We start from the raw sequence: 15,635 nt of genomic DNA on the forward strand, positions 1-15,635 counted from the left end.
GGGGGGGGGGCGGGGCGCGGCCGGGGGGGTGCTGCAAATAACAAAACGCCGCGCGGCCGGCGCGCGCCCGGGCGGCCCCGGCGCCCGGCGGGGCCGCGCCCCCGGCGCTACCGTTGCGTCATCCATGCCTGCAGCCGTGCCACCTGCGAAGCCTCCAGCTGCAGGCCCAGCTTGCTCCGTCGCCACAGGATGTCATCGGCGGTGCAGGCCCATTCCTGATCCCGCAGGAACGCCACCTCGCGTGCGTGCAGGCCGGCGCCGAAGTCTTCACCCAGATCGACCAGGCCGCGAGCGCCGTGCAGCAGCTCTGTGCTGCGGCTGCCATAGGCGCTGGCCCAACGCTGCGACACGGCCATCGGCAACCACGGCGCTTGTTGCTGCAGGCGGCGCTGCGCCTGCACAGCATCGCCCCAGTCGCTTCCGGGCAGCGGATCGCCGCTGGCGGTCCACGCCGGACCCGCATGCGGCAGGTGGGGACACAGCAGATCCAGCGCTTCTTCTGCCAGCACGCGGTAGGTGGTCAGCTTGCCACCCAGCACATGCAGGGCCGGCGCGCCGTCGGTGTCCAGCTGAAGGCGGTAGTCGCGACTGAGCCTGGCCGCGCGTGGGTCCGGCGCATCCAGCAGCGGGCGCACGCCGGCGAACTGCCAGCACACCTCGGCTGCCGAGACAGGATCACGCAGGTAGCGGTTGGCCGCGCTGCACAGATACTCCACTTCCGCGGGCAGGACGCTGCAGCGCGCCGGATCACCGCGGTAGTCGGTATCGGTGGTGCCGACCAGCAACCGGCCATGGAATGGCAGCAGGAATACCACCCGTCCGTCGGGTTGTTGCAGCAGGCAGGCACTGTGCTCCGGCCACGGCCGGCGCAGTACCAGGTGGCTGCCCTGGACCAGGCGCAGGGCGGGCCTGCCACTGCGGGCATGCATGCGCTCCAGCACGTCACCGGCCCACGGGCCGGCGGCGTTTGCCACCGTACGCGCACGCACGCTGCGCTGATGGCCGTCGGCCGCTTCCAGGCAGACCCGCCAGTGCCCCGGCTCGCGGTGCAGGTCCACGCAGCGCGTCCGGGTCAAGATGCGGGCGCCCCGCTGCGCTGCGTCGTGCGCATTGAGGACCACCAGCCGTGCGTCATCCACCTGCGCATCCGCATAGCTGTAGGCCTGCCGCAGCTGTGCCGACAGCAACGCGCCCAGCGGATCATCGTGCAGATCCACGGCGCGCGAAGGCGGGAAGGCAGGGCTGCGCCGGCCAAGATGGTCATACACCCACAGCCCCATGCGCAGCATCCAGCGTGGGCGCAGGTGCGGTTCCCATGGCAGCACGAAGCGCAGTGGCCGCACCAGGAACGGTGCCTGCCGCCGCACCACCTCGCGTTCGCCCAGTGCCTTGCGGACCAGTCCGAACGCGTTCTGTTCCAGATAGCGCAGTCCGCCGTGGATCAACTTGCTGCTGGCACTGGAGGTATGCGCGGCCAGGTCGTGCTGTTCGCACAGCAGCACCTTCAGGCCGCGGCCGCTGGCATCACGCGCGATACCGGCGCCGTTGATGCCACCCCCGATCACCAGCAGGTCGACCTCGTCCATCGCGTCTCGGCTTTCGGGTGCATTTATCGCCGAGCCAAGGCTGGGCTGGGCTCGTTATAGCCGTGAAGGCGCTGGGCTCTACAACAGCAGTCGACTGACAGTCGACTCTACAGAACACAGGTGACGGAAACGACGACGGGCCCCGCAGGGCCCGTCGCGTTGCAACAATGAAACCGCTCAGTGCTTAGAAGCGGGCACCGATGCCGAAGCCGACGGTCCACGGGTCCATCTTGGCTTCGCCGATCTTCTCGCCACCGACCTTCACGTCCGGGCGCGAACGCATGTAGCGGGCGTCGGCACGGGCGAACCAGGTCGAGTTGATGTTCATGTCCACACCGACGGTGCCGATCACGCCCTTGGCGTCCTTCAGGCGGATGTCCGAGTTGCTGCCATCAGCCAGCGTCTCGTTGCTGAAGGCCGACTGGAAGTAGCCCACGCCCACGAACGGGCGGAACACGTTGTCGGCCTGGCCGAAGTGGTACTGGCCGCTCAGTGCGACCGGCTGCTGTTCGACGCTGCCAAGGCGGGTGTTGCCCGGGCCCTTCACGCGGTGGTCGAACTTGTCGGCGGCACCCCACAGTTCAACGGCCCAGTTGTCGTTGACGTAGTAGCTGAAGCTGACGGTCGGCGCCGGGCCGCCATCGACCTTCTTGATGCCGTCGATCGGGTCATTCTTCGGCTGCAGCAGCGCCACGCCGCCAACCACGGCAAAATGCTTGCCCGAGGCGGTGTCGGTGGTGCTGCTGTCCTGCGCGAAGGCAGCCGGTGCAAACGCGGCGGAGGTCAGCAGGGCGAGGCTCAGGATACGGATGGAGCGCATGGGGGAATCTCCTAATGTTTCTTGTTTTGGGCCCCCGGTTGCGGGGCGAGCACACCGTAGTCGCCCCAACATGAATCGAATCCGACGCGCGTTAAAAATTGGTTGGGCTTGTTCAGCGGGCAGCGCGAAACGCCTGTTTTCATGCGGTTTTTTCTGTTTCGCATCATTCATGCAGTTGGAGAACGTGTGAGCGCCGCAACGTTGTGCATCGGCCTGCCTGCGCAGGTGAACTCCGATTGCCGGGTGCTGTTGCTCGGCTCGATGCCGGGCGTGGCCTCGCTGCAGGCCCAGCACTACTACGCACATCCGCGCAATCGCTTCTGGCCGTTGCTGGCCGAACTGTGCGGTTTCGATCCGGCCTTGCCGTACGCGCAGCGATTGCAGGCGCTCAAGGCCGCCGGCGTCGGCATATGGGATGTGATCGGCCGCTGCGAGCGGCGCGGCAGCCTGGATGCGGACATCGTGCGTGGCACGGAAGTGGCCAATGCGCTGCCCGGACTCATCGCCACGCTGCCTGACCTGCAGCTGATCGGTTGCAATGGCGCGGCGGCGATGCAGGCCTTCCAGCGCTGGGTGCTGCCGCAGCTGGAACAGCCACCGCCGGTGCTGTCGCTGCCTTCCACCAGCCCGGCCAATGCGGCGTGGTCCCTGCCGCGGCTGCGCCAGGCCTGGCAGCCGGTGGCCGTCGCACGGGCGACATGAAGCGGACATCGGCGGGACAATACGCTACCCACTGGAGATGCCGGTGACCCATGGGCAACAGCGTGTCCCGGCTGCGTGCGTACTGAAAACACCTGTAACGGTTGGCGCAGGACCGCGCTGGCCGCACAATAGACGTTTCCCTACACCAGATTGCCGGAGTTCTCCCCATGGCCGAAATCAAGGAAGCACGTGTCCCCGATATCGGTGACTACAGCGACATCCCGGTAATCGAGGTGCTTGTTGCCGTCGGCGATACGGTGAAGAAGGACCAGGGCCTGGTCACGCTGGAAAGCGACAAGGCGACCATGGAGGTGCCGTCCTCGGTGGCCGGCGTGGTCAAGGAAATCAAGGTCAAGCTCGGCGACACCCTGTCCGAGGGCAAGGTCGTGGCGCTGATCGAAGTGGCTGAAGGCGAGGCCGCCAAGCCTGCTGCGCCTGCCGCCGCCGCACCGGCGCCGGCCAAGGCCGCCGCCTCGGCCGCCCCGGCCCCGGCCGCTCCCGCCGCCAGTGGCGGTGCAGTGGAAGCGCTGGTGCCCGATATCGGCGACTACAGCGGCATTCCGGTCATCGAAGTGCTGGTTGCCGTTGGCGATACGGTGAAGAAGGATCAGGGCCTGGTCACGCTGGAAAGCGACAAGGCGACCATGGAAGTGCCGTCTTCGGTGGCCGGCGTGGTCAAGGAACTGAAGGTCAAGGTGGGCGACAATCTGTCGCAGGGCAATGTGGTCGCCATCATCGAAGCCGAAGGCGCTGCCGCACCGGCTCCGGCCCAGGCGGCGGCTGCCACCGCGCCGGTCGCCGCCGAAACCGCGACCAAGGTCGAGCCGGTCGCCGTGCCGGCACAGCCGGACAAGCTGGCTGCCCGCGAGATCGCCAGCGCGCCCTCGGCCGGTGCGCCGAGCAGCCCGCCGGTGCAGTTCAACGCCGACGGCGTGCTGCCGGCCAAGGTGCCGTACGCATCGCCGGTGGTGCGCGTGTTTGCCCGCGAGCTGGGCGTGGACCTGCTGCAGGTCAGCGGCACCGAGAAGGGTGGCCGCATCACCAAGGCCGACGTGCAGAAATTCGTCAAGGCCGCCCTCAGCGGCGGTGCACCGGCAGCTGCTGGTGGCGCCGTGGCTGCCGGTGGTGGCCTCAACCTGCTGCCGTGGCCGAAGGTCGACTTCAGCAGGTTCGGCGACGTTGAAGTGCAGCCGCTGTCGCGGATCAAGAAGATCTCCGGCGCGAACCTGGCCCGCAACTGGGCGATGATCCCGCACGTCACCCAGTTCGAACAGGCCGACATCACCGACCTGGAAGGCCTGCGCGTGGCGCTGAACAAGGAAAACGAGAAGGCCGGCATCAAGCTGACCATGCTCGCCTTCCTGATCAAGGCCAGTGCCGCGGCGCTGAAGAAGTTCCCCGAGTTCAACGCCTCGCTGGATGCCAGCGGCGAGAACCTGACCCTGAAGAAGTACTTCAACATCGGCTTCGCCGCCGACACCCCGAACGGCCTGGTCGTTCCGGTGATCCGCGATGTCGACAAGAAGGGTGTGGTGCAGATCGCGCAGGAAACCGGCGAGCTGGCCAAGAAGGCGCGCGACGGCAAGCTGGGCCCGGCCGACATGAGCGGCGGCTGCTTCTCGATCAGCTCGCTGGGCGGCATTGGTGGCACCGCGTTCACCCCGATCGTCAATGCACCGGAAGTGGCCATCCTCGGCGTCTCCAAGTCGTCCATCCAGCCGGTCTGGAACGGCAAGGAGTTCGCACCGAAGCTGATGCTGCCGCTGTCGCTGAGCTACGACCACCGCGTCATCGATGGCGCCCTGGCCGCACGCTTCACCACGTACCTCTCGCAGGTGCTGGCCGACATGCGCCGCGTGCTGCTGTAAGGCATCCGCTTCGCCCCCATCGTGCGGCCGCTGCCCCTGGCGCGGCCGCCTGTCGAAACGCAGTGACAGCCCGCCGGCCACGCCGGGCGGGCACGAGGAAAACCCACCATGGCCACGATTGAAATCAAGGTTCCCGACATCGGCGATTACAGCGATGTACCGGTGATCGAAGTGCTGGTCGCCGTCGGCGACACGGTGAAGAAAGACCAGGGTCTGGTGACCCTGGAGTCGGACAAGGCCACCCTGGAAGTGCCGTCCTCGGCGGCCGGTGTGGTCAAGGAAATCAAGGTCAAGCTCGGCGATACGCTATCCGAAGGTGCCGTGGTCGTGCTGCTGGAGGCTGAAGGTGCCGCTGAAGCACCGGCCAAGGCCGCTGCCCCGGCACCGGCTGCAGCGGCGCCGGCCAGCAAGCCGCCGGTGACCCCCTCGCACCGCGCGCCCGCCGAGCCGGCCGCTCCGAAGCCGGCATTGGCCAGTGGCAAGGCTGCCGACATCGAATGCGAGATGGTCGTGCTGGGTTCTGGCCCGGGCGGTTACACCGCCGCCTTCCGCGCCGCCGACGTCGGCCTGGAAACAGTGCTGGTCGAGCGTTACGCCAGCCTCGGCGGCGTCTGCCTCAACGTGGGCTGCATTCCGTCCAAGGCGCTGCTGCACGCCGCTGCGGTGATCGATGAAGTCGCCCACGCCGGTGACTTCGGTGTCGAGTTCGGCAAGCCGACCATCACCCTGGACAAGCTGCGCCAGTACAAGGAAAAAGTTGTCGGCCAGCTGACCAAAGGCCTGGCCGGCATGGCCAAGCAGCGCAAGGTGCGCAGCGTGCAGGGCGTGGGCACCTTCGTGTCTGCCAACGAACTGCTGATCACCGCCGAAGACGGCAGCACCCAGCTGCTGCGCTTCCAGAAGTGCATCATCGCCGCCGGTTCGCAGGCAGTGAAGCTGCCGAACTTCCCGTGGGATGACAAGCGCGTGATGGACTCCACCGACGCGCTGGAACTGGCCGAAGTGCCGGGTTCGCTGCTGGTCGTCGGCGGCGGCATCATCGGCCTGGAAATGGCCACCGTGTACGGTGCGCTGGGCAGCAAGGTGACCGTGGTCGAGTTCATGGACCAGCTGATGCCGGGCGCCGACAAGGACCTGGTCAAGCCGCTGGCCGACCGCCTGAAGAAGCAGGGCATTGAAGTGCACCTGAAGACCAAGGCCTCCGGCGTCAGCGCCGATGCCAAGGGCATCACCGTCACCTTTGAAGCGGCCGAGGAAGGGCAGTCGCCCGCGTTGGCGCAGGGCACCTTTGACCGCGTGCTGGTGGCCGTGGGCCGCTCGCCGAACGGCAGGAAGATCGATGCTGAAAAGGCTGGCGTGCAGGTCACCGACCGCGGCTTCATTCCGGTCGACCGCCAGATGCGCACCAACGTGCCGCACATCTTTGCCATCGGCGACATCGTCGGCAACCCGATGCTGGCCCACAAGGCCACGCACGAGGGCAAGCTGGCCGCCGAAGTGGCAGCCGGCCACAAGAAGGAGTGGGTCGCCCGCGTGATTCCGTCGGTGGCCTACACCAATCCGGAAATCGCCTGGGTCGGCGTCACCGAGACCGAAGCCAAGGCCAAGGGCCTGAAGGTCGGCGTGGCCAAGTTCCCGTGGGCCGCCAGCGGCCGCGCGATCGGCATCGGTCGTACCGAGGGCTTCACCAAGCTGATCTTCGACGAAGAAACCCATCGCATCATCGGTGGCGCCATCGTCGGCGTGCATGCCGGTGACCTGCTGGCCGAGATCGGCCTGGCCATCGAGATGGGTGCCGAAGCCGAAGACATCGGCCACACCATCCATGCGCACCCGACGCTGAGCGAATCGGTGGCGATGGCCTCGGAAATCTACGACGGCACGATCACCGATCTGTACATGCCGAAGAAGAAATAAGGCGCCCGCGCCTTTGCGAACGAAAAGCCCCGGCATTGCCGGGGTTTTTTTGTTTCTCCGCTCCGGATTTTGGCGAGCTGTAGGGCCGCTGCGGACGCCACAACCTCTGCCTCCAGCGCTCGACCCCCGCTTCTGCTCGACGATGCAAAGAAAAAACGCGGCCTCCGATGTTCCGGAGGCCGCGCCAGGAGAGAGAGTGCTGTGGAAGGGGAGGCAGGGCTTAGAAGCTGACGCTGATACCGGCCACCGGGCCCTTGAATTCCTGCTTCAGGCCGATGGTGCCGTCGCTGCCCTTCTTGTCGGCGTCCAGCTTGAACCAGTCGTAGCCGGCGAACACGCCGAAGTTCGGCGTGAAGCGGTAATCGACGATCGCGTTGGCGCGGCTGAGGTCGCCCTTGTAGTCGTCGAAGCTGCCCCAGCGGGTGTTCAGGTACTGGCCCTGCAGGGTGATCATCCACTTTTCCGACGGGGTGAAGCTCAGGCGTGCACCGACCACCGGCGCCACGCCATCGGTCTTCTCGTCCAGGAACTGGCCTTCATACACGGTACCCAGGTCGGCGTAGCCCTTGGTGCTGACCTTGGCGTACTCGGCACCCAGCTGCAGGCCGAGGTCGAACTTCTCGGTGTCCACCACCGAGTAGTCATACACCAGGCTGGCCACCTGGTACTTCAGCTCGGCCTTGACGAAGCTGTCGGCCGGCACGTTCACGTTGCCGAAGGAAATGTCCTGGCCCAGCGTCTCGCGGCGGTCCTTGTCGTACTTGAAGTAGTTGAACAGCAGGCGCTGGCGGTTGCTGATGCGGAACATGCCGTCGATGCGCGGCTCCCACTCCTTGCCACCCAGCTTGAAGTCCTCGGAGAAGCCGATGTCCTGCCCGGCAACATTGGTGTTGCCACGCAGGGTGTTGTCAGAGTCGATGTTCATCGCGCCCAGGCGCAGGGCGAAGCGGTCGTCGCCCTCGGCAGCATGGGCAGCGGTAGCGAACGACGCACCGGCAGCGAGGAGCGAGAGAGCGAGCAGGGTGGGTACGGGGCGCATCGAAGAGTCCTTGCAGTGGTTCATCGGAATGAAGGCCACTTTGCCGGACGCGCTCGTCCACCATGCGTGAACGTATGGTCCACGCGATGTGCACGGTTCAGCACTGTCACAATCGTGCGAAAAAAGATGGCCCCGGAGCGGGGCTTCGGGGCCATCGTGGGACCTGCGGGCGAAGCGTCGACGAGGTAGCTGCAGGCAGGTCGAAAGATCCGACCGTGGCCATCGGCGGAAAGTTCCTCGGCCTGCGACCAAAGTTCAATGCGCTGCGCCGCAGCATCGCGCAGACGGCATTGTCCCCACCGTGGGCTGTAAAATTCCTGCCCATACCGCAACTTGGGCTGTTCCGATATGAACAGGGACCGGTTGTCTCGCAAATTGTCCCATTGCTATAATTTGGCGGCTCGATGAGGCCCCCCCTTGCTGTAGCGCCTCAGCCATTCACTTGTAACCACGCGGGACGTCCTGTGCTGAACTCCGTAGAAACGGGTCGGCGACTGATGCTGCGCGCCGCGGTCTACCCGCTGGCCGCAGTGGCTGTCCTGGCTCTGGCCTTCCTGCTGGTGGGGCCGAAGTATGCCCTCGGCGCCCTGGCATCCGGCGTGGCGGTTTCGGCCGGTGGCTGGGTGGCGGCACGGATGGCACTGGGTGGTGGTGCGCTGGGGGCCGGTTCGGCCATGGCACGCCTGATCGTGGCGATCGTGGCCAAGTGGGCGCTCGTTTTTGGTGTCCTGATGGTGGGGTTCCTGGTCTTCAAGCTGCCTGCATTGGCGCTGTTGGCCGGTATCGCCGTCGGGCTGATGTTCCAGGTCCTGGCCATGGCCAGGCGCTAATCGAATTCATTTAACTTAAGGTTCCGGACACATGGCAGGCGAGGCGCTTACACCCACCTCCTACATCCAGCATCACCTGCACAATCTGACGGCAGGTCATGGCACCCCGTGGGCGATCCACGTGGACACCCTGGTAACCTCGCTGCTGATGGGCCTGGTGATGGTCGTCGCCTTCTGGCTGGCGACCCGCAAGGCCACCGCCGGCGTGCCGGGCAAGTGGCAGGCATTCGTCGAGATCTGCCTGGAGTTCGTTGACCGCCAGGCCAAGGACACCTACCACGGCACCAGCAAGCTGGTGACCCCGATCGCGATCACGATCTTCTTCTGGATCCTCCTGATGAACCTCATCAAGATGATCCCGGCCGACTTCATCGCCATGCCGCTGGAACTGATGGGCGTGCCGTACTGGAAGCCGGTGCCCACCGCCGACGTCAATGCCACCCTGGGCATGTCGATCAGCGTGTTCTTCCTGATGCTGTTCTTCGCGCTGCGCGCCAAGGGTATTGGTGGCTTCACCAAGGAATTCCTGACCGCACCGTTCGGCAAGTGGATGATGCCGTTCAACCTGATCCTGAACATCGTCGAGTGGCTGAGCAAGCCGATTTCGCTGGCGATGCGACTGTTCGGCAACATGTTCGGCGGTGAAATCGTGTTCCTGCTGATCTGGGTGCTGGGCGGTGCAGGTATCGCCGGCATGTTTGCAGGCGCGTTCGCCGGCTTCGGCTGGATGCTGTTCCACCTGCTGGTGATCCCGCTGCAGGCCTTCATCTTCATGATGCTGTCCATCGTGTACCTGAGCCTGTCGGAAGACGCTCACTGAGTTTCGCTTCACCCTTCATCCGTTTGTTTCTAAACCCTTAGCAATCAAGTTCCTGGAGAAAACCATGTACTTCGCCGTCCTGACCAATCTCGCCCAAGTTCAGAGCTCCACCGTCCTCGCCGTCGGCATCATGATCGGCCTGGCCGCGCTGGGCGCTGGCCTGGGTCTGGCCATCATGGCTGGTAAGTTCCTGGAGTCGGCCGCGCGCCAGCCGGAGCTGATCCCGGTCCTGCAGGTCCGTATGTTCATCACCGCCGGCCTGATCGACGCCGCCTTCATCATCTCGGTCGCCGTGGGCCTGCTGTTCGCCTTCGCCAACCCGATGGTCGGCGAGTTCGTCTCGCGTCTGCCGGCAATCGCTGGCTGATCCAGCGAAAGTGAAACGACCGGGCGCCTTGGCGCCTGGTCGCGGATGAAGGTTCGGGTGCGCCGCCCCTGCGGCGGCGCGTCCACCCCGTCACCACCGACTGAGCGAACCCCATGGATATCGGTTTTACCCTCATCGCCCAGGCCTTGGCCTTTGCCGCCCTGATCTGGCTCATCGCGACCAAGATCTGGCCGCCGCTGATGAACGCGATCGAAGAGCGCCAGCAGAAGATCGCTGAAGGCCTCGCTGCTGCCGACCGCAGCCAGAAAGATCTGGCCCAGGCGCAGGACAAGGTCAATGAAGCGCTGAAGGAAGCCCGCACCAAGGCCAACGAGATCATCGACCAGGCCCACGCGCGTGCCAACCAGATCGTCGACGCGGCCCGCAACGAAGCTGTTGCCGAAGCCACCCGTCAGAAGGACCTGGCCCAGGCCGAAATCGACGCCGCCGCCAACCGTGCCCGTGAAGATCTGCGCAAGCAGGTGTCCGCGCTGGCCGTGACCGGTGCCGAAAAGCTGCTCAAGCGCGAAATCGACGCCAACGCCCACAAGGCGCTGCTCGACGAGCTGGCCTCGGAGATTTAAGGATGAGCCAGGCCCTCACGCTTGCCCGCCCGTACGCCCGCGCCGCCTTCGCGACCGCGCGTGACGAAGGCGCGTTCGCGCCGTGGTCGGACGCTTTGGCGTTCTCCGCCCACGTCGCCGCCGACCCGCGCGTGGCGGCCCTGCTCGCCAACCCGGAGCTGGGTCGTGACGACGCCGTCGCCCTGCTGGCGCCGGAGTCGCACGGCGAGACCTACTCGCGCTTCCTGGCTGTGCTTGCCGAATCGCATCGTCTGCCGCTGCTGCCGGAAATCGCAGGCATGTTCGACGCCCTGCGCGCCGAGGCAGAGCACGTGGTCAAGGCCACGGTGACCTCTGCGGCCGAGCTGTCGGTTGCCGAACTGGACGCGATCAAGGCCGCGCTGCGCAAGCGCTTCAACCGCGAGGTCGAAGTGGCTACCGCAGTTGACGCCTCGCTGATCGGCGGCGCCGTGATCGACGCCGGCGACGTGGTCATCGATGGTTCGCTGAAGGGCAAGCTGGCCCGTCTGCAGACCGCGCTCGCTAACTGAATTCATTTAACGTCCGGCCCCGCTGCCGGCACTAGGACTTGACGATGGCAACCACGCTCAACCCCTCCGAAATCAGCGAACTGATCAAGAACCGCATCGAGAAGGTCAAGCTGGCCGCGGAATCGCGCAACGAAGGCACCGTGACCAGCGTGTCCGACGGCATCGTGCGCATCTTCGGTCTGGCCGACGTGATGCAGGGCGAAATGATCGAACTGCCGAACAACACCTTTGCCCTGGCCCTGAACCTGGAGCGCGACTCGGTCGGCGCCGTGGTCCTGGGTGGCTACGAGAAAGTGCGCGAAGGTGACGTCGCCAAGACCACCGGCCGCATCCTGGAAGTGCCGGTCGGTCCGGAACTGCTGGGTCGCGTTGTCAACGCACTCGGCGAGCCGATCGACGGCAAGGGCCCGCTGGGCACCGACCTGACCGCTCCGGTGGAGCGCGTTGCTCCGGGCGTGATCTGGCGCAAGTCGGTCGACCAGCCGGTGCAGACCGGTTACAAGTCGGTCGACTCGATGATCCCGATCGGCCGTGGCCAGCGCGAGCTGGTCATCGGTGACCGCCAGACCGGCAAGACCGCGCTGGCCATCGATGCGGTGATCAACCAGAAGGGCACCGGCATCAAGTGCGTGTACGTAGCGATCGGCCAGAAGGCCTCGACCGTTGCCAACATCGTGCGCAAGCTGGAAGAGAACGGCGCCCTGGCGCACACCATCGTGGTGGCTGCCACCGCGTCCGAATCGGCCGCGATGCAGTACATCAGCGCCTACTCGGGCTGCACCATGGGTGAGTACTTCATGGACCGCGGCGAAGACGCGCTGATCGTGTACGACGATCTGTCCAAGCAGGCCGTTGCCTACCGCCAGATCTCGCTGCTGCTGAAGCGCCCGCCGGGCCGTGAAGCCTACCCGGGTGACGTGTTCTACCTGCACTCGCGCCTGCTGGAACGCGCTGCCCGCGTGTCCGAGGAATACGTCGAGAAGTTCACCGAAGGCAAGGTCACCGGCAAGACCGGTTCGCTGACCGCGCTGCCGATCATCGAAACCCAGGCCGGCGACGTCTCCGCCTTCGTTCCGACCAACGTGATCTCGATCACCGACGGCCAGATCTTCCTGGAAACCGACCTGTTCAACGCCGGCATCCGCCCGGCCGTGAACGCCGGTATCTCGGTGTCGCGCGTCGGTGGTTCGGCGCAGACCAAGATCATCAAGAAGCTGTCGGGCGGCATCCGTATCTCGCTGGCCCAGTACCGCGAGCTGGCTGCGTTCGCGCAGTTCGCCTCGGATCTTGACGAAGCCACCCGCAAGCAGCTGGAGCGCGGTCAGCGCGTCACCGAGCTGATGAAGCAGAAGCAGTACGCGCCGATGTCCATCGCCAACCAGGCGCTGTCGATCTACGCCGTCAACGAGGGTTACCTCGACGACGTGCCGGTCAGCAAGCTGCTGGCGTTCGAAGAAGGCCTGCACGCGCACTTCGCCAACACCCAGGGCGAGCTGATCGGCAAGGTCAACGCCACCGGCGGTTGGGACAACGACATCGAAGGTGCCTTCAAGAAGGGCATCGTCGAGTTCAAGACCACCGGCAGCTGGTAATCGAGGTCCTGTAGAGCGGGGCGATGCCCCGCTGGACCAGACGATCAAACGGTTGAACAACGCGGGGCCAAGGCCCCGCGCCACGGGAATAAAAGATGGCAAGCGGACGCGAAATCAAAACCAAGATCAAGAGCGTGCAGAACACCCGCAAGGTGACGCGCGCCCTGGAAATGGTCTCGGCCTCCAAGATCCGCAAGGCGCAGGATCGGATGAAGACCTCGCGTCCGTACGCGCAGGCGATGAAGCAGGTGATCGGCCACTTGGCGCAGGCCAGCACCGATTACCAGCATCCGTTCCTGGTCGAGCGTGAGCAGGTCAAGCGGGTCGGTTTCATCGTGATCTCCTCCGATCGCGGTCTGGCCGGCGGCCTGAACAACAACCTGTTCCGCAAGATGCTTGGCGAAGCCAAGGCCTGGCAGGACAAGGGCGCTGAAGTGGACCTGGTGACCATCGGCCAGAAGGCATCGACCTTCTTCCGCCGGGTCAAGGTGAACATGGTCGGCACGGTGACCCACATCGGCGACACGCCGAAGCTGGAATCGCTGATCGGTGTGATCAAGGTCATGCTCGACGCCTTCACCGAAGGCAAGGTCGACCGCGTGTACCTGGTCTACAACCGCTTTGTGAACACCATGGTGCAGAAGGCCAGCTTCGATCAGCTGCTGCCGCTGCCGCCGGCTGAGAAGCAGGTTGCGCACCACGACTGGGATTACCTGTACGAACCCGATGCCGCGACCGTGCTGGAGCACGTGATGACGCGTTACATCGAGTCGCTGGTGTACCAGGCGCTGCTTGAAAACGTCGCTTCCGAGCATGCCGCGCGCATGGTGGCGATGAAGTCGGCCAGTGACAACGCCAACAAGCTGATCGGAACCCTGCAGCTGGTCTACAACAAGGCCCGCCAGGCAGCGATCACCCAGGAAATCTCCGAAATCGTCGGCGGCGCGGCAGCAGTCTGACCGCGTTCGTTAAAAGCACACATTTAGAGGATGCAGCAATGAGTCAGGGCAAGATCGTTCAGATCATCGGCGCCGTCGTCGACGTCGAATTCCCCCGCGAGTCGGTGCCGAAGGTGTACCACGCGCTGAAGGTGGACAACACCGAAATCACGCTGGAAGTGCAGCAGCAGCTGGGTGACGGCGTGGTCCGCTGCATCGCGCTGGGCTCCACCGATGGCCTGAAGCGCAACCTGGTGGCCACCAACACCGAGCGCGGCATCTCCGTGCCGGTCGGCGCTGGCACCCTGGGCCGCATCATGGACGTGCTGGGCCGTCCGATCGACGAAGCCGGTCCGGTTGCCGCCAGCGACACCTGGGAAATCCACCGCGCTGCGCCGTCGTACGAAGACCAGTCCCCGGCCACCGAGCTGCTGGAAACCGGCATCAAGGTCATCGACCTGATGTGCCCGTTCGCCAAGGGCGGCAAGGTCGGCCTGTTCGGCGGCGCCGGCGTCGGCAAGACCGTCAACATGATGGAACTGATCAACAACATCGCCAAGGCGCACAGCGGTCTGTCCGTGTTCGCCGGCGTGGGTGAGCGTACCCGTGAGGGCAACGACTTCTACCACGAGATGAAGGACTCCAACGTCCTGGACAAGGTCGCGATGGTGTACGGCCAGATGAACGAGCCGCCGGGCAACCGTCTGCGCGTTGCACTGACCGGCCTGACCATGGCCGAGTACTTCCGCGACGAGAAGGACGAGAACGGCAAGGGCAAGGACGTGCTGCTGTTCGTCGACAACATCTACCGCTACACCCTGGCCGGTACCGAAGTGTCGGCACTGCTGGGTCGTATGCCGTCGGCCGTGGGTTACCAGCCGACCCTGGCCGAGGAAATGGGCGTCCTGCAGGAGCGCATCACCTCGACCAAGAACGGTTCGATCACCTCGATCCAGGCCGTCTACGTTCCCGCGGATGACTTGACCGATCCGTCGCCGGCGACCACCTTCGCCCACTTGGACTCGACCGTGACCCTGTCGCGTTCGATCGCTTCGCTGGGTATCTACCCGGCCGTCGATCCGCTGGATTCGACCAGCCGCCAGATGGACCCGCTGGTCATCGGCCACGAGCACTACGACACCGCCCAGCGCGTCCAGCAGACCCTGCAGAAGTACAAGGAACTGAAGGACATCATCGCCATCCTGGGCATGGATGAACTGTCCGAAGAAGACAAGCAGGCCGTGTCGCGCGCCCGCAAGATCGAGCGCTTCTTCAGCCAGCCGTTCCACGTGGCCGAAGTGTTCACCGGCTCGCCGGGCAAGTACGTGTCGCTGAAGGACACCATCCGTGGCTTCAAGGCCATCGTCGATGGCGAGTACGACCACCTGCCGGAGCAGGCGTTCTACATGGTCGGCAGCATCGAAGAAGCGGTCGAGAAGGCCAAGAAGATGGCCGAGAAGGCCTGATGCGGCGGGGACAGGCTTCGGCCTGTCCCATCCGTGACACGGGGTGGGCCTGCGCCCACCGCTGCGGAAACCCCTGCGGTGGGTAACACCCGCCCCCTAGCGAAGAGAGTTCCATGAGCACCATCCGTTGCGACATCGTCAGCGCCGAGCAGGAAATCTTCCGTGGTGAGGCGACCCTGGTCGTGGCCACCGGTGAGCTGGGCGAACTGGGCATCGCGCCCAAGCACGCACCGCTGATCACCCGCCTGAAGCCGGGCAAGGTGGTGGTGACCACGCCGAATGGCGAGCAGCTGGATTTCGCCATCTCCGGCGGCATCCTGGAAGTGCAGCCGCAGGTGGTGACCGTGCTGGCCGACACCGCGATCCGCGCACAGGACATCGACGAAGCCTCGGTCCGCAAGGCCAAGGAAGAAGCCGAACGCATCCTGGCCAACCGCGGTGAAGCGATGGAAGTGGCCGAAGCCCAGCAGAAGCTGGCCGAAGCCGTTGTCCAGCTGCAGGCGCTGGAGCGCCTGCGCAAGACCCTCAAGCACTGAGGTCCAGCGCGTCATCAAGCAGAAACGCCGGCTCGCATGC

General features: G+C 65.3%; 15 protein-coding genes. 12 read left to right on the top strand and 3 right to left on the bottom strand.

The window, feature by feature from the left end; translation table 11 throughout:
- Positions 1-107: 107 nt before the first annotated feature.
- Entirely contained in the window at positions 108-1,586 is a 1,479-nt protein-coding gene (gene glpD / locus ACVOLJ_RS05305) for a glycerol-3-phosphate dehydrogenase (protein WP_481563641.1), read from the bottom strand.
- Between the two features lie 184 nt (positions 1,587-1,770).
- Positions 1,771-2,406, bottom strand: a complete 636-nt coding sequence (locus tag ACVOLJ_RS05310; RefSeq protein ID WP_475278397.1) for an OmpW/AlkL family protein — start codon at positions 2,404-2,406, stop codon at positions 1,771-1,773.
- A gap of 186 nt (positions 2,407-2,592) precedes the next feature.
- Here ACVOLJ_RS05310 and ACVOLJ_RS05315 point away from each other — a divergent pair, with 186 nt between their 5' ends.
- The 3 genes from ACVOLJ_RS05315 to lpdA all read left to right on the top strand — a co-directional run bounded on the left by ACVOLJ_RS05315 (position 2,593) and on the right by lpdA (position 6,893).
- Entirely contained in the window at positions 2,593-3,108 is a 516-nt protein-coding gene (locus ACVOLJ_RS05315) for a DNA-deoxyinosine glycosylase (protein ID WP_481563642.1), read from the top strand.
- A gap of 167 nt (positions 3,109-3,275) precedes the next feature.
- Complete coding sequence (gene aceF, locus ACVOLJ_RS05320) at positions 3,276-4,976, top strand: dihydrolipoyllysine-residue acetyltransferase (RefSeq protein ID WP_481563643.1); 1,701 nt, start codon at positions 3,276-3,278, stop codon at positions 4,974-4,976.
- A gap of 108 nt (positions 4,977-5,084) precedes the next feature.
- Complete coding sequence (gene lpdA, locus ACVOLJ_RS05325; protein ID WP_481563644.1) at positions 5,085-6,893, top strand: dihydrolipoyl dehydrogenase; 1,809 nt, start codon at positions 5,085-5,087, stop codon at positions 6,891-6,893.
- Between the two features lie 220 nt (positions 6,894-7,113).
- On the opposite strand, the gene ACVOLJ_RS05330 is transcribed toward lpdA, so the two are convergent.
- Entirely contained in the window at positions 7,114-7,932 is an 819-nt protein-coding gene (locus ACVOLJ_RS05330; RefSeq protein ID WP_475278393.1) for a hypothetical protein, read from the bottom strand.
- 497 nt (positions 7,933-8,429) lie between these two features.
- Here ACVOLJ_RS05330 and ACVOLJ_RS05335 point away from each other — a divergent pair, with 497 nt between their 5' ends.
- From ACVOLJ_RS05335 to ACVOLJ_RS05375, 9 genes are all read left to right on the top strand, one after another.
- Positions 8,430-8,762: a hypothetical protein gene (locus tag ACVOLJ_RS05335; protein ID WP_032952006.1), complete on the top strand. Its 333-nt coding sequence runs from the start codon at positions 8,430-8,432 to the stop codon at positions 8,760-8,762.
- A 31-nt stretch (positions 8,763-8,793) separates the two neighbouring features.
- Complete coding sequence (atpB, locus tag ACVOLJ_RS05340; RefSeq protein WP_475278392.1) at positions 8,794-9,582, top strand: F0F1 ATP synthase subunit A; 789 nt, start codon at positions 8,794-8,796, stop codon at positions 9,580-9,582.
- Positions 9,583-9,646: 64 nt separating this feature from the next.
- The gene (atpE, locus tag ACVOLJ_RS05345) at positions 9,647-9,949 is read left to right on the top strand and encodes a F0F1 ATP synthase subunit C (RefSeq protein ID WP_089237053.1); all 303 of its coding nucleotides are present in this window, start codon (positions 9,647-9,649) and stop codon (positions 9,947-9,949) included.
- A gap of 113 nt (positions 9,950-10,062) precedes the next feature.
- A complete protein-coding gene (locus tag ACVOLJ_RS05350) occupies positions 10,063-10,533 on the top strand; it encodes a F0F1 ATP synthase subunit B (RefSeq protein ID WP_025877365.1) in 471 nt (156 codons plus the stop codon).
- A gap of 2 nt (positions 10,534-10,535) precedes the next feature.
- Entirely contained in the window at positions 10,536-11,063 is a 528-nt protein-coding gene (locus tag ACVOLJ_RS05355; RefSeq protein ID WP_475278391.1) for a F0F1 ATP synthase subunit delta, read from the top strand.
- Positions 11,064-11,107: 44 nt separating this feature from the next.
- Positions 11,108-12,655, top strand: a complete 1,548-nt coding sequence (atpA, locus tag ACVOLJ_RS05360; RefSeq protein WP_089237049.1) for a F0F1 ATP synthase subunit alpha — start codon at positions 11,108-11,110, stop codon at positions 12,653-12,655.
- 95 nt (positions 12,656-12,750) lie between these two features.
- Positions 12,751-13,614, top strand: a complete 864-nt coding sequence (gene atpG / locus ACVOLJ_RS05365; protein ID WP_475278390.1) for a F0F1 ATP synthase subunit gamma — start codon at positions 12,751-12,753, stop codon at positions 13,612-13,614.
- Between the two features lie 38 nt (positions 13,615-13,652).
- On the top strand, positions 13,653-15,059 hold the full coding sequence (gene atpD, locus ACVOLJ_RS05370; RefSeq protein ID WP_089237045.1) for a F0F1 ATP synthase subunit beta: 1,407 nt from the start codon (positions 13,653-13,655) through the stop codon (positions 15,057-15,059).
- A gap of 113 nt (positions 15,060-15,172) precedes the next feature.
- The gene (locus ACVOLJ_RS05375) at positions 15,173-15,595 is read left to right on the top strand and encodes a F0F1 ATP synthase subunit epsilon (protein ID WP_005411127.1); all 423 of its coding nucleotides are present in this window, start codon (positions 15,173-15,175) and stop codon (positions 15,593-15,595) included.
- Positions 15,596-15,635 lie beyond the last annotated feature (40 nt).

It is taken from the genome of Stenotrophomonas sp. STEN046 (assembly GCF_056759755.1).

Excerpts from the sequence above, each read along its gene's own strand:
- glpD (WP_481563641.1), bottom strand. The coding sequence starts at position 1,586 with ATGGACGAGGTCGACCTGCTGGTGATCGGGGGTGGCATCAACGGCGCC.
- ACVOLJ_RS05310 (WP_475278397.1), bottom strand. The coding sequence starts at position 2,406 with ATGCGCTCCATCCGTATCCTGAGCCTCGCCCTGCTGACCTCCGCCGCG.
- aceF (WP_481563643.1), top strand. The coding sequence starts at position 3,276 with ATGGCCGAAATCAAGGAAGCACGTGTCCCCGATATCGGTGACTACAGC.
- lpdA (WP_481563644.1), top strand. The coding sequence starts at position 5,085 with ATGGCCACGATTGAAATCAAGGTTCCCGACATCGGCGATTACAGCGAT.
- ACVOLJ_RS05330 (WP_475278393.1), bottom strand. The coding sequence starts at position 7,932 with ATGCGCCCCGTACCCACCCTGCTCGCTCTCTCGCTCCTCGCTGCCGGT.
- ACVOLJ_RS05335 (WP_032952006.1), top strand. The coding sequence starts at position 8,430 with ATGCTGCGCGCCGCGGTCTACCCGCTGGCCGCAGTGGCTGTCCTGGCT.
- atpB (WP_475278392.1), top strand. The coding sequence starts at position 8,794 with ATGGCAGGCGAGGCGCTTACACCCACCTCCTACATCCAGCATCACCTG.
- atpE (WP_089237053.1), top strand. The coding sequence starts at position 9,647 with ATGTACTTCGCCGTCCTGACCAATCTCGCCCAAGTTCAGAGCTCCACC.
- ACVOLJ_RS05350 (WP_025877365.1), top strand. The coding sequence starts at position 10,063 with ATGGATATCGGTTTTACCCTCATCGCCCAGGCCTTGGCCTTTGCCGCC.
- ACVOLJ_RS05355 (WP_475278391.1), top strand. The coding sequence starts at position 10,536 with ATGAGCCAGGCCCTCACGCTTGCCCGCCCGTACGCCCGCGCCGCCTTC.
- atpA (WP_089237049.1), top strand. The coding sequence starts at position 11,108 with ATGGCAACCACGCTCAACCCCTCCGAAATCAGCGAACTGATCAAGAAC.
- atpG (WP_475278390.1), top strand. The coding sequence starts at position 12,751 with ATGGCAAGCGGACGCGAAATCAAAACCAAGATCAAGAGCGTGCAGAAC.
- atpD (WP_089237045.1), top strand. The coding sequence starts at position 13,653 with ATGAGTCAGGGCAAGATCGTTCAGATCATCGGCGCCGTCGTCGACGTC.
- ACVOLJ_RS05375 (WP_005411127.1), top strand. The coding sequence starts at position 15,173 with ATGAGCACCATCCGTTGCGACATCGTCAGCGCCGAGCAGGAAATCTTC.